The sequence below is a fragment of the Pseudomonas sp. NY15354 genome (assembly GCF_048068075.1).
In the GTDB taxonomy this organism is placed as follows: Bacteria; Pseudomonadota; Gammaproteobacteria; order Pseudomonadales; family Pseudomonadaceae; genus Aquipseudomonas; species Aquipseudomonas guariconensis_C.
The window spans coordinates 1-13,187 of record NZ_JBLUPV010000031.1 but is presented as its reverse complement, the minus strand read 5'-3'; the positions used below and the strand labels follow the sequence as shown (position 1 = coordinate 13,187).

The 13,187-nt window shown below is 56.5% G+C and carries 8 protein-coding genes and 3 pseudogenes; 7 read left to right on the top strand and 4 right to left on the bottom strand.

The window, feature by feature from the left end:
* Window position 1: 1 nt before the first annotated feature.
* Window positions 2-802, bottom strand: a complete 801-nt coding sequence (locus tag ACNFCH_RS21740) for a polysaccharide pyruvyl transferase family protein (RefSeq protein ID WP_337160292.1) — start codon at window positions 800-802, stop codon at window positions 2-4.
* Between the two features lie 269 nt (window positions 803-1,071).
* Here ACNFCH_RS21740 and ACNFCH_RS21735 point away from each other — a divergent pair, with 269 nt between their 5' ends.
* The 3 genes from ACNFCH_RS21735 to ACNFCH_RS21725 all read left to right on the top strand — a co-directional run bounded on the left by ACNFCH_RS21735 (window position 1,072) and on the right by ACNFCH_RS21725 (window position 6,261).
* Window positions 1,072-2,844 (top strand): phosphoethanolamine transferase CptA, encoded by a 1,773-nt coding sequence (locus ACNFCH_RS21735; protein WP_416743726.1) that lies wholly within the window; start codon window positions 1,072-1,074, stop codon window positions 2,842-2,844.
* A gap of 493 nt (window positions 2,845-3,337) precedes the next feature.
* Complete coding sequence (locus ACNFCH_RS21730) at window positions 3,338-4,897, top strand: amino acid permease (protein WP_416743724.1); 1,560 nt, start codon at window positions 3,338-3,340, stop codon at window positions 4,895-4,897.
* Window positions 4,898-4,971: 74 nt separating this feature from the next.
* A complete protein-coding gene (locus ACNFCH_RS21725) occupies window positions 4,972-6,261 on the top strand; it encodes an FAD-binding oxidoreductase (protein ID WP_337160289.1) in 1,290 nt (429 codons plus the stop codon).
* 24 nt (window positions 6,262-6,285) lie between these two features.
* Here ACNFCH_RS21725 and ACNFCH_RS21720 read toward each other — a convergent pair whose 3' ends face one another.
* Window positions 6,286-7,002, bottom strand: a complete 717-nt coding sequence (locus tag ACNFCH_RS21720; RefSeq protein WP_337160288.1) for a glycosyltransferase family 25 protein — start codon at window positions 7,000-7,002, stop codon at window positions 6,286-6,288.
* Window positions 7,003-7,329: 327 nt separating this feature from the next.
* On the opposite strand from ACNFCH_RS21720, the pseudogene ACNFCH_RS21715 reads away from it, so the two are divergent.
* The 4 genes and pseudogenes from ACNFCH_RS21715 to ACNFCH_RS21700 form a co-directional block, all read left to right on the top strand.
* Window positions 7,330-7,737 (top strand): annotated as a pseudogene (locus tag ACNFCH_RS21715) (ParA family protein); the annotation flags it as partial.
* 159 nt (window positions 7,738-7,896) lie between these two features.
* Window positions 7,897-8,601: a DUF2786 domain-containing protein gene (locus ACNFCH_RS21710; RefSeq protein WP_337160405.1), complete on the top strand. Its 705-nt coding sequence runs from the start codon at window positions 7,897-7,899 to the stop codon at window positions 8,599-8,601.
* A gap of 404 nt (window positions 8,602-9,005) precedes the next feature.
* Window positions 9,006-9,158, top strand: a pseudogene (locus tag ACNFCH_RS21705) (prepilin peptidase); the annotation flags it as partial.
* Window positions 9,159-9,180: 22 nt separating this feature from the next.
* Window positions 9,181-10,392, top strand: a pseudogene (locus ACNFCH_RS21700) (helicase-related protein); the annotation flags it as partial.
* Between the two features lie 261 nt (window positions 10,393-10,653).
* Here ACNFCH_RS21700 and ACNFCH_RS21695 read toward each other — a convergent pair.
* Window positions 10,654-11,022: a hypothetical protein gene (locus ACNFCH_RS21695; protein ID WP_155418818.1), complete on the bottom strand. Its 369-nt coding sequence runs from the start codon at window positions 11,020-11,022 to the stop codon at window positions 10,654-10,656.
* Window positions 11,023-11,165: 143 nt separating this feature from the next.
* Window positions 11,166-12,917, bottom strand: a complete 1,752-nt coding sequence (locus ACNFCH_RS21690) for a putative bifunctional diguanylate cyclase/phosphodiesterase (protein WP_416743721.1) — start codon at window positions 12,915-12,917, stop codon at window positions 11,166-11,168.
* Between the last annotated feature and the right edge of the window lie 270 nt (window positions 12,918-13,187).

The following is a 13,187-nucleotide window of genomic DNA, read 5'->3' as shown; positions in this document are numbered from 1 at the left end:
CTCAGAGAGACGGAAACGCCTTGACGAGGCCTTCCTGCAGGCTTTCAAGGCCCGGGCGGGAATAGCCCTCAGTGCTGCGCTCGATGGACCAGGCCTTGTCCAGGTGAATCTGCTCCGGGGTAACCGGCACGGGGTCGACGATCCCGAAACTGGAGTAGTAGTCCTGAAACTTGAACTCCCACTGCGGGTACCGCTTCATGCACAGCCATTGGTTCGGGACGCCATAGGAGTCCGCGACGATCAGGCCATGCAGGCTCGTCGACAAGACGAACTCGCACGAAGCGATCTCCTCGAGCACCTGCGTGACGGGAGAGAACACATCGATCACCCGCGAACCCGGGATCAGCGACAGCAGGTTGGCGATTTCAGGCGAATTGCGGTGATTGATGTGCGGGATGATCCCAACCCGGATGGTCTTCAAGGCCGGCTTCCTGACCAATGAAGAGGCCAACAGGCCCGGATCGCCCAGTACCGGCTGCCCCTTCAGGCTCTTGATCTGCTCCAGGCACTTGCGGCCACGGACCGCGTGATAGTGATGGTGGCCGGAAAACACATCGCCCGGGGTGCTGGACCCGGTGCCCCAGACGTGCAGTTTGCGGCGAAACCCCCAGGTCTTGGCCTTTTTTTCCCGGGCCAGAATACTGCCGATGGCGATCATTTCGGCGTCTTTGACCGGGCTGTGCACCACCTTGCGTCCCGAGACCAACTCCACGGTCAAGGCGGAAAGATAATCACCAAAGTTCTGTTTGCCGGCATCGTCGCGCCCACTGCCGCGACTCCAGAAAAGCTTGATCGGTTTCATGCCCGAGTAAATCCTCTCGCTCGCGGTACTTCGCTCGAGCCAACAGGACAGCGAAAACAGCGTGTTTAATTGGCGGGGAATATATAGGAATTTACTTATTGACGGGAGCGACTTCGACCCGTTAATACCCGGCGAAAAAATACGCCTATTCAATACCCTTTGTTCCTCCATGGATATTCGTTGACGTTATTTTCACGCCCGTTCCGCTAGCGTCGCAGCCTTTCCGGCAGCCGGCCCCTTGGCTGCCATCGAGGTTCAACGAGGCACACGTGGCAAGCACTACATCCCCAACGATTCGCAAAGGCATGGACTGGGCCGGGCTGGGCTGGCTCCTGCTGTTCTTCTGGTACTTCTCAGGCGTCACCCAGGCGCTGCTCATGTTCAGCGGCACGACCGGTTTTTCCGGTTTCCGTGATGCGTTGTTCCTCAGCACCTTGTGGCTTGCCCCAGTCCTGCTGCTACCCCGCCACACCCGCCTCATCAGCGCACTGATCGGCCTGGTGCTGTGGGCTGCTTCGTTGGTGGGCCTGAGCTACTTCGGTATCTACCGCCAAGAGTTTTCCCAGAGCGTCATCTTCGTGATGTTCGAGTCCAATACCGCCGAGGCCGGCGAGTATTTCAGCCAGTACTTCAGCCTCTGGCTGTGCCTGGGCCTGGTGCTGTACACCCTGGTCGCGGTGGCCCTTTACAAGCGTGTCCGACCGGTCACCCTCTCGCTGCGCAGCCGGATCCCCTTGGTCATCCTGCTGCTGGCGGCCAACCTGGTCTTCCCCTTCTACAAGCAGCTGGTGACCCAGCAACGCACATTCACCGAGGCCGTGGAAAAGGTTCAACAACGCATGGAGCCGGCCGTGCCTTGGCAACTGGTGGTCGGCTACCAGCAATACCGCCAGCAACTGGACAACATGCAGAAGCTGCTGGAGCAGAACGCAGCCTTGCCGCCGCTGCAAGACCTCAAGGACAGCAGCGGCGAAGCCCCGCGCACCCTGGTGCTGGTACTGGGCGAGTCCACCACGCGTGAACACATGCACCTGTACGGCTATGGCCGGGACACCACGCCAGAACTCGACGCCCTGGCAGCCAACGACAAGAATCTGAGCGTGTTCCGCAACGTGGTGTCCCCACGCCCGTACACCATTGAGGTGATGCAGCAGATCCTGACCTTCGGCGACCAGAAGAACCCGGACCGCTTCCTCACCGACCCGTCGCTGATCAACCTGATGAAACAGGCCGGTTACAAGACCTTCTGGATCACCAACCAGCAGACGATGACCAAGCGCAACACCATGCTGACGACTTTCTCCCAGCAGACGGATGTGCCGGTCTACCTGAACAATCAGCGCAACCAGAACGCCAGCCAGTACGACGAAGTGGTACTCGCGCCCTTCGAAAAAGCGTTGCAGGACCCTGCGCAGAAGAAGTTCATCATCGTCCACCTGCTCGGCACGCACATGGACTACCGCTATCGCTATCCGGATGCCTACGAGCACTTCAAGGACAGCCACGGTGTGCCTGATGCCCTGACGCCGGACCAGGTGCAGACCTACAACTTCTATGACAATGCGGTGCGCTATAACGACTATGTGGTCTCGAGCCTGATCAAACAGTATTCGGCCACCACGCCCAATGGCTTCTTGCTGTACCTCTCCGACCACGGCGAGGACGTCTACAGCTCCGGTGATCATGATCGTCTGGGGCGCAACGAAGGCGCACCGACCCGGCCGATGTACACCATCCCGTTCCTGCTCTGGACCTCGCCAAGCTGGCAGGCCGCACACCCACGCGACTTGCAGGCCATGACCGACCGGGCCTACAGCAGCTCCCATCTGATCCACACGCTGTCCGACCTGGCAGGTCTGAGCTACGACCGTTACGAGCCCGCCAAGAGCCTGGTAAGCCCACAATTTGTCGTGGCACCCCGCTGGATCGGCGACCCCTACAGCAAGAATGGGCTGCGTGAGTTCGATGCCCTGCCTGCGGACAAGGCCGACAAGGCGCAGCAGACCGTGACCAGCGCCAAGGTGCAGCCGGACAAGACCTGACCCCTTCTCCCCTCCTCAAAAATAAAGCCGATGCCTGGATCGTCCAGGCATCGGCTTTTTGCGTTTTGGGCTGCCTGCAGCGCCCCATGTTTATGAGTTTTTTTCCGTCTATTTGCAAGGCGTGACTGACAAGTCATACAAAGTGACGATGAAAACAATCTTTTTGACGCCTATAAATCCCCGAGATAGAGCAGTAAAAGGTAATTACCCAACTGGAGCAGGCAAACGTTGACCTACATTATGACAGGTCAAAAAACAAACAATCATTCCAAATAAGAATGATGTCTTGCCTAAAGGTCGTTTGTTCGAACCTCATATGCAGACCGATACTGATCTCGATCAATAAAAACCCGCGATTGCACAGGAGACGCCGAACGGTTGACGACCGGCTCAACGCGCATTGGGCCTTGCTGCCTGGCCATCCCCGAATCACAGGCGACGCCAGGAAAAAACAACAACAAATCCAAAATGAACGCAGGTCAAAAGGTTGCCCATGACCCATTCCAATAAAAACGCGAGTTCGGCTACCACCAGCAACACCTCCGGCCACCTGAAGAGAACCCTGAACAGCCGCCACCTGAACATGATTGCCATAGGCGGCTCCATCGGTACCGGACTCTTCGTTTCCTCAGGCGCCACCATTGCGCAATCCGGTCCCGGCGGCGCACTGCTCTCCTTCGCGATCATCGGCTTGATGGTCTATTTCCTGATGACCAGCCTGGGCGAGCTGGCTGCCTGCATGCCGGTCAGCGGCTCGTTCTCGACCTATGCCTCGCGTTACGTGGACGAAAGCTTCGGCTTTGCCCTGGGCTGGAACTACTGGTACTCCTGGGCCGTGACCATTGCGGTCGACCTGGTGGCCGTACAGATCATCATGTCCTATTGGTTCCCCGACACGCCCGGGGTGATCTGGAGCGCCCTGTTCCTGAGCCTGCTCTTCGCCCTGAACGTCGCCTCCGTGCGCTTTTTCGGCGAAACGGAATTCTGGTTCGCCCTGATCAAGGTCGTCACCATCGTCGCCTTCATCATCACCGGTGTCCTGATGCTGCTGGGCATCCTCGACGGCGGCCAGGAGGGCGGTGCACACCTGTGGCAGATCGGCGATGGCCCGATCGCCGGCGGCCTGCCTGCACTCATCGGCGTGGCCATGATCGTCGGCTTCTCGTTCCAGGGGACCGAGTTCGTCGGCATTGCGGCCGGGGAAACTGAAAACCCGGGGCGCAACATACCCAAGGCCGTCCGCCAGATCTTCTGGCGCATCCTGTTGTTCTATGTCTGCACCATCGTGGTGATCGGCCTGCTGATCCCCTATACCGATCCGCGCCTACTCAAGGACGGGCTGTCCGACATCACCATCAGCCCCTTCACGCTGATTTTCGAGAAAGCCGACATGCTGGCCGCAGCCGCCCTCATGAACGCCGTCATCCTCACGTCCGTACTGTCGGCCGGCAACTCGGGGATGTACGCCTCGTCGCGCATGCTCTATAGCCTGGCTGTCGAGCGCAAGGCACCGGCCCTGTTCGCCAAACTCACCCGCTCGGGCACACCGGTCTGGGCACTGCTCGCCACCACCGTGGTCGCAGGGCTGTGCCTGCTGAGCTTCCTGTTCAGCCCCGGCAAGCTCTACCTGTGGCTGTTGAATACCTCCGGGATGCTGGGGTTCATCGCCTGGCTGGGCATCGCCATCAGCCACTATCGCTTCCGCCGCGGGTACAAGCTGCAAGGCAACAGTCTCGACAAGCTGCCGTACGTTTCGAAGTTCTTCCCGTTCGGGCCTTTCTTTGCCTTCGCCCTGTGCATGATCGTCATGCTGGGCCAGAACTACCAGGCCTTCATCGGCGACAGCATTGACTGGATAGGCGCGGCAGCCACCTACATCGGCTTGGTGCTGTTCGTGGTGATGTGGTACGGCCACAAGCTGATCACCCGATCGCGCATCGTCCGCTACCGAGAAATGGACTTCAGCGTGATCGAGACCAGACGCATGCAAGACGAACGAAAGGCCCAGAGCAACCTGGATGGCGTTGCGCTCGGCCAACAAGCCTCAGCCTGAACCGCCAAGGCGCCGAGCACCTGCCCGGCGTCGTCCCGCCCTGAGCGAATGCCCACTACCGTGTAGGACCACCGATGAGCACCGATTTCAGCAAATCCTTCTACGAAGCTTCCGTCAAACGGGCTTCGTACCCCGTCCATTCGGGCCGCACCGATACCCGGGTGTGCATTCTTGGCGGCGGCCTTGCCGGCCTTTCGACCGCCTTGGGGCTTGCCGAACGCGGCGTCACTGACGTGGTGGTGCTGGAGTCGCAGCAAGTAGGGCATGGCGCCTCAGGGCGTAACGGGGGCTTTGTATTCGGTGGCTACAGCCTGGGCAACGCGGACCTGCTGTCGACCTTGGGCGCCACCGAAGCACGCCGGTTGTATCAGCTGACCGTCAACGCGGTCGACCTGATCCGCACCCGCGCCCGCCAATACGCCATCGACTGCGACCTCGTCGACAAAGGCGTGATCCTCGCCAACTGGTTCAACGACCCGGCCCGCTTGGAAAAACCGCGCCAATTGATGAAGCAGGCCTATGGAGTGGAGTGGGAATGCATTTCTGCCGGCAAGCTCAAGGAAATGCTCAACACCGACCGCTATTACGGCGGGCTGCTGGAGCGCAACGCGTTCCACTTCCACCCTCTGAAGTATGTGTGCGGTGTGGCACGCACCATCACCGACCTCGGCGCGCGCCTGTTCGAACACTCCCCCGTGCTCGACATTGAAAAGCGCTCAGGCAAATACGTTGTGCGGACCCAAGGCGGCGAAGTGCACGCCGAAGAAGTGGTGTTCTCAGGCGGTGGCTACGCACGAGGCGTCTATCGCCCCATCGAACGCGCGGTACTGCCGATTGCCACCTACGTCGTCGCCACCAAGCCCCTGGGCGGACGACTGAAGGACGCCATTGCCTGCGAATCGGCTGTCTATGACACCCGCTTCGCATTCGATTACTACCGCCCCCTGCAGGACACCCGCATCCTGTGGGGTGGGCGCATCTCTATTCTCGATCGCGGACCCGAGGCCATCGCCAAGCTGCTCAAGGCAGATTTGGTCACGGTCTACCCTCAGCTCGAGGATGTAGAGATCGAGTATTCCTGGGGGGGCCTGATGAGCTATGGGCGCCACCAGATGGCCCAGATCGGCCAGGATGACAACGGCATCTGGCACGCGGTCGGCTTCGGCGGTCACGGCATGGCACCGACCACGGTCGCCGGCGAAGTACTCGCCGACGCCATTGCACGCAGGCTGCCCGTACCAGAAGGTTTCGGACAATTCGGCCTGACCCGCACTTTCGGGCTTGCCGGCCTGATGGCCGCCCAGGCGACCTATACCACCTACCAGGCCATCGACGCCTTCGATGCCCGGCGCCTGAACAAATGAAACCGAGCGCGTTTCGCGAGCCGACTAACGCGTTCTTCTGAGCAACGTTGCCTTGAGCTTGCGCAGATTGTTCATCACCGGACGCAGGAGCCGGCTTCTGTCCAGGACCGACAGCTCATGCAGGTCAGTGCGCGAGGGACGTTGATAGCCGAGGTTCCAGGTGAAATAGAACGCCCGCAGGTCCTTATGCGTGTGGATCAGCGTATTGAGGGCGGCGTCGTAGTGCATCGGCCCACCGTCAGGGTGCCCCGGGGGCCGTTCCAGGATCTGGAATAAAAAGTCTCTCAGCCGCTCGATGCACTTGCCGTTCACTGCATAGAAGTGGGAGAGATGGATGGGGCGATCGACTGCCTGCCAACCCGGCACATTGGCGTCGCCCTCGAAGGGATGCCCGAAATAGACGATGTCCCACTCCATCCCCTGCAGAGACTCGATTGCCTGCTTGCCGTACTGGGCAATGCGCCTGGAGAACTGGATATCGTCCTCCAGGATCAGGATGTTGTTCAGCTTTGAGTGGATGGCATCTTCCAGTATCCCCAAGTGACTCAGGAAGCACCCTCTCGCCCCGGCACTGGGAAAACCCGCACTCTCACCGGGTGTAACTGCGTCGAAAAAGCCTATTTTTTCAAAATCGATGTTGAAACCGTGACGGGAAAACTCTTGCACGGTTTCCATACGGCGATCATTTCGGGAAGGAATATTGATGATTCGTGCGCGATCAAAGTAGTCGATCACATTCATCCAGCAGGCCCTCGGCGCAGGGGGTCAGAGCGATTGGAGGTGAGTATAGGAGACTTCGATCGAACCACCACCGGGCGCCGGGGCATACCTGAAACCGAGAATTGTCAGGCTTTTTGGGCTGCCTCTGGTGGCAGCAGAAATGAAAAAGCCCGCCTTGATAGGCGGGCTTTTTCATGAAGATGGTGGGTCGTGTAGGATTCGAACCTACGACCAATTGGTTAAAAGACAATTGGCTCCGACGGTCAGAATCCGACTAGAGAAGGAATCTCAGTACAAGCTCTGCCTACCTACGCAGCCTCTAATGACCTTCACATTAGAGGCCTGGAAATGACCCAACCAACCAAAGCAAAACGCGTCGGGAAGATCTCCACCAAAGGTGGTACTGGCAAGACCACCGGCTCGACTAACCTCGGAGCCTTCACCGCTGACGCAGGCCTGCGCACCCTCCTAATCGATCTGGACCCCGTCCAGCCATCCGCCTCCTCGTACTTCCCTCTGGAGCACACTGCCGAGGGCGGTATCTTCGAGCTGCTCGCGTTCAACAACACTAATCGCGACCAGATCATCTCCCGAACCACCATCCCCAACCTCGACGTCATCGTTTCGAACGATGCGAACAACCAACTCAACAACCTCATACTGCAGGCGCCCGATGGCAGACTGCGCTTGGCGAACCTGATCACAGCGTTTGAAGATGATTACGACTTGATCATCTTCGACACCCAGTCATCTCGCCTACGACGACGGTTCGTCGGTTGAGGAACGCCTGCGACTCGTGCAGGAGAAAGTGGCCGAAGCTGTTGCCATGACCACCCTGACTGCTGACGAGCGCGAGACACTGCGCCTCTGGCAAGAGGCCCTGGTGCCTGCAGCGAATAGGCAGGAGGGCCAAGCATGAGCATGGACAAACAGAAGGTCCTCGAAAAAGTCACCAAGCTGCTGGCCTTGGCCAACAACCCAGGTGCGAACAGCAACGAGGCCAGCATCGCGCTGCGCCAAGCCCGCACGCTCATGGCGCAGTACAACATCGAGTCGGAGGAGCTTCGAGCGGGCCAGGTCGCTGAGTCCAGCATTCGCACCGGCACCCGTCGCTCTCCAGCTGACTGGCTGCATTCACTTGCCGCCACCTGTGCAGCTGCTTTCGACTGCAGCCACCTCTCCTACTACCACCCATCGATGGGGTACTGCTTCAAGTTCCTGGGCAAAGGTATTGGTCCAGAGCTGGCCTCCTACGCCTACAGCAGCCTCGCCCTACAACTGCAAAAAGCCCGTCGTGAGCATGTTTCACAACAGAAACGCTGCCAACTCAAGACCAAGCGCCGTCGCGGCCAGCTGTTCGCTGAAGGGTGGATTGGTGCAGTGGCACACAAGGTTCGCCAGTTTGCAGGGGAGCTGGATCCTGAAACTCAGGCCGACATCACGGCCTACCTGACTCTGCACCACCCTGACCTCAAGCGCTTCGACATCGAACCTACCGAGGCCAAGGGCCATGATCGTGGGTCCCTGCAGGCAGGTTTTGAACAGGGTCGCCATGCCCTCCTCCACCGTGGGGTTGGACGCAACCCACACCCAGCCATTGCCCATGGAGGTGCAAGATGAGCGTCCTTGGCCACCCAGTATCCCGGTAACAGCCCTGAGATCGTCGCCATCCAGGCCGGGAATGTCCTGAGTGCTGGAGGTGGCCAATGACTCTCGCAGTGAAGTGCGTCGTGAAATTCGACGGTGCACCTATGAAGACATTCTGCTGGAAATCACTCAGCAACAGGACCAGCTTCGCCGCTCCACGCCTGTGATTGAACTGCCGGCCACTGATCCTTCTCATCCCACCACGGCACCAGCGGGCAACGGCGGCTCAACGCTGTCCCCACCGGCAAAAGCCGCGGGGGGTGGCCAGATCACAACCTCGCCACAGGGCAGCCAGCCCCCTGGCGGAGCGCCGTCCCCGCAACCGGCACCAGCTTCGAGCCCCAAGCTGACACCAGAGGAGCAACAGGCCCGCATCGATGAGCTTGATCGACAGCGAACATCATTTGCTGCCGGACGTGCTGGTAATACCTGGCCTCTGGTTCGGCCTGATCCTCAACTCGTTCGGTGTGTTCACCTCCCTGCCTGAGGCACTCTGGGGAGGTGTCATTGGCTATGTGAGCCTCTGTTTGGTGTTTCATCTGGTCAAGCTCTGTACCGGAAAAGAGAGCTTACAAGAACAGTGGTTCGGCCCAGGGCCAGGCCATGGGGGTGTTGGCCGCGAAGGCGCGCAAAACCTTGCTCCTGACCGGGACCTTGATGGGTGGCTACGCCGACGACCTGTTCTACCTCCTGTTCCGCATCCTCACCAGGCGCATGATCGAGGACGGCTATCGACCAAACGCACGTGGTAGCATGGCTCCTGCAGCCATGTCGTTCATGCGCGATCACGGCGTGCTCAAGGACATCTACACCGAGCGCGATGGCGATTCGCACAAGACCGCCAAGGGCAAGAAGCTCTCCGTCCGTACCGTGAAAGCCCCAGGCTTCGGCCCTAAAGGCATTCACCGGTTCGTGCTGCCGTTCACCGTGTTCCTGAAGCTCAAGGATATCGGCGGCAATGTGCTGCCCAGCTATCAGGAGGAGTTCGTCGACGTGCCCATGGCGCCGGAGCAGGACTCGGCCTACCAGCGCCTGGCTGGAACATTGACCACGGCACTCCGGCAAGCCTTGGCGCGTCGCGACACTACCTTGCTTGGGGTCGTGCTCAATGTGCTCCTGGCCTGGCCAGACTGCTGCTTCCGACCGGAGATGGTCAAACATCCCCGTACCCGCGACACGCTGGCCTTTGTGCCGGCGCTTTTCGGCGACGATGAGCTGATGCCCAAGGAGCAGGCGCTGCTGAACCTGTGCCTCGAGGAGAAAGCGAAAGGCCGCAAGGTCCTCGCCTACACCGTCTACAGCGGGACGCGAGATACCACGTCCCGATTGAAGAAGGTCCTCGAGCAGGCGGGCCTGCGCGTGGCGGTACTGCGGGCCACGGTTGAAACGGCGCGGCGAGAGGATTGGATTCTCGACCAGGTCGACCGCGGCGTCGATGTGCTACTCACCAACCCGGAGCTGGTTAAGACCGGGCTGGATCTGCTGGACTTCCCGACCATCGCGTTCCTGCAGACGGGGTACAACGTGTACACCCTGCAGCAGGCAGCGCGGCGGTCATGGAGGATCGGACAGAAGCACCCGGTGCGCGTGATTTTCTTCGGCTACGCCGGCAGCTCGCAGATCACCTGCCTGCAGCTGATGGCCAAGAAGATCGCAGTGGCGCAGAGCACTTCGGGTGATGTACCGGAATCAGGGCTCGACTCCCTGAACCAGGACGGAGACTCGGTTGAAATGGCGCTAGCTAGACAGCTGATCGCGGCATAGCATATGGCCACCTTCGGGTGGCCTTTTTTCCCGCCTGCGGATATGACATTTTGACGAGAGTTTGACCATTGATGGAAATATCGATGAAAGGACAACTGCAACGATGCTCGACAATCTTACAATGCTTGCCTGCTAGAGCGGACTTGTCGATCCGGCTTTTGGAGAAACTATAGGCATCTATTATTTATGTACTCATGAAATTTAAAGATGGCTCATTACCACTCACTTTCTTCTATATGCCCTAGTAACCCTCAACCAAAATCAATTATCGTTGAATTCATAATTTAAATTATATATTAATAACGCCCTATTAAGTAGATCTATAATTTCAACCAAGGAGCTCGCCTCAAATTCGGCCTCTCCGATTTTTAATCGTAGTGATCGTTGAGCATTTGCCGCCAGCCAAATAGCAATGATCTTCCAGATCTCAGGTACTACTGCTTGAGAAAATGGCATGAAAATATGGTTTTGGGTCGAGGTAAAAACAGCCATATCATTACGATTCGCAGGACTGCAAAAGCATCTATCATTTGCGCTTAGCGCATTAAAAATATCGACCCAATCCGACGAGCCGGTTGTTTCGACACCAGACTCCATTAACACCAGGAAAACACCACTTAACTTTTCCACACATCCCACCGCTTCGAATTATAAAGCATAATCAAAAACATCGGAGTCGTACAGCCATGTATATACAAGCGCGCTTTCAAAATTTTCGCACAACACGAAACCTCAGGACAAAAACCGCAACGACATAGCCCATTCGTACATGATTACGCAAATGATGAATTTTCGCAGTAATTCTCCCTCTTTATAACCAGCAAGTTTTTTAACTTGGGTAGCGGCAAGGGTTCTGCATACCAATAACCTTGGCCATAGGTGCAACCATTTTTCTGCAAAAAATCTAGCTGCTCTGCATTCTCAATTCCTTCAGCCACCACTTGCATACCAATGCTCTTGGCCACTATGAGCGTGGCCTGAACAATTGCACGATCAAATTCATTGTGCGGCAGTTCACCAATAAATGTTCTATCAATCTTCAAACGATCTATTGGCAGCCTTTTAAGTATTCCAGGAGAAGAATAACCAGTACCAAAATCATCCATGGAAACCTCGACGCCAAGATCATGCAATGCCAATATAGTCTTAATCGCAAGAGATATATCGTGAATTGCAATGCTTTCAGTTATCTCTATCTCCAAGCGACTAGGAGGGAGCCCGACGCGCCTAAGGGTAGCGCTCACCTGCCCAATAAAGTCACTCTGCAAGAATGAATTACTACAAATATTGACTGCCACCGGCACATCAAGTAAACCTTCAGAGATCAGCTCCTTGTTATCGCTACATGCACGCTCAAGTACGAGGCGGCTGATCGCCGGCATTAGTCCATACTCCTCGGCCAGCGGAATAAAATTGGCTGGCGATATTGTCCCATGACAACCATCATTCCACCTAATCAAGGCTTCGAGACCAGAAGGCCGATAAGGTGGCACCAGCTCGAACTGTAGCTGATAGTGCAGTTCAAATTGATTTAGCTCAATTGCTTTTCGTAGACGGCCGACAGTCCGGAAAGTACTTTCCATCTTATCGCGTAGATCAAGACGGAAGAAACGTATACAATTCCCACCTTCTGCCTTAGCCTGATACATAGCTATGTCCGCATCATTAATCAGTTGATCGCTGTTTTGGCTATGCCCTGGGGATAGGCTAATACCGATACTTGCGCGAACTCTAATCTCAATACCTTTAATATTAAAAGGTGTTGAAAGGCAGTCTAGCAGGCGCTGACCTAACCTACGAGGCGCATTACGCTCACGTGGCTGAATCGAGGCTATGAGAAACTCATCACCCCCCATCCGCGCCAACAGGTCACTCTTACTCAGATTCTTTTGAAGTCTCTGCGCCAGATCGCTAAGCAAACGATCACCAACATCATGATCATAATGATCATTAATTTGTTTAAATCCATCCAGATCAATAAAAAGTATGACTAACTGCCACTCACCACCCTGACAAAAAAGTATGAGATCCCGCAACCTTTCATGAAGATTATTTCGATTTACACATCCCGTCAGACTATCATGAGTTGCCATGTATGTTATTTTTTCAATCATTTCTTTACGAACAGTTATATCATGACAAATCCCAACATATAGCTTCTGCTCGCCAACACTTAGTTCACCAATGCTCAAGTGCATTGGAAATAAGCTACCATCCTTTCGTTTGCCTACAACCTCTCGCCCTTTGCCGATAATCTTCTTTTCACCGGTTTTGGTATAGGCGCGCAGGTAGTCATCGTGTCTACTAGAGTCCGGATCCGGCATGAGGGTCGAGACATTCCTTCCGATAAGCTCTGTGCGGAGGAATCCAAAAATTGTTTCTGCCGCTGGATTAAGGGCACAAATTATACCGGCCGTATCGATAACGATCATCGCATCTACAGCCGCTTCGAAAATGGCATGAGATAGATCCCCCAAAGAGAGCTCCTGGGATGTAGACTCATTTGATGTAATGAAGGTTTTCATTGACGTGATCTATCCCTTAAAGCGTTCAACTAGTACATGTAGAGCATGCGCTGTACCCTCTAATTCTTTGCCTGTGCTTGAGGACTGTTTAGCAATGTCAGCGTTTTGGTCAGATACCTCTGCAATTGATGTAATCTGGCGTGAGATATCCTCAGCAACGTGAATCGCCCCTGGTTTCGTAGACACCTCCAAGCCTCATAATGAGGCCCAAATAGGAGGTGCCATGAGTCGTCAGCGTTACCCCGAAGAATTCAAGATCGAAGCGGTCAA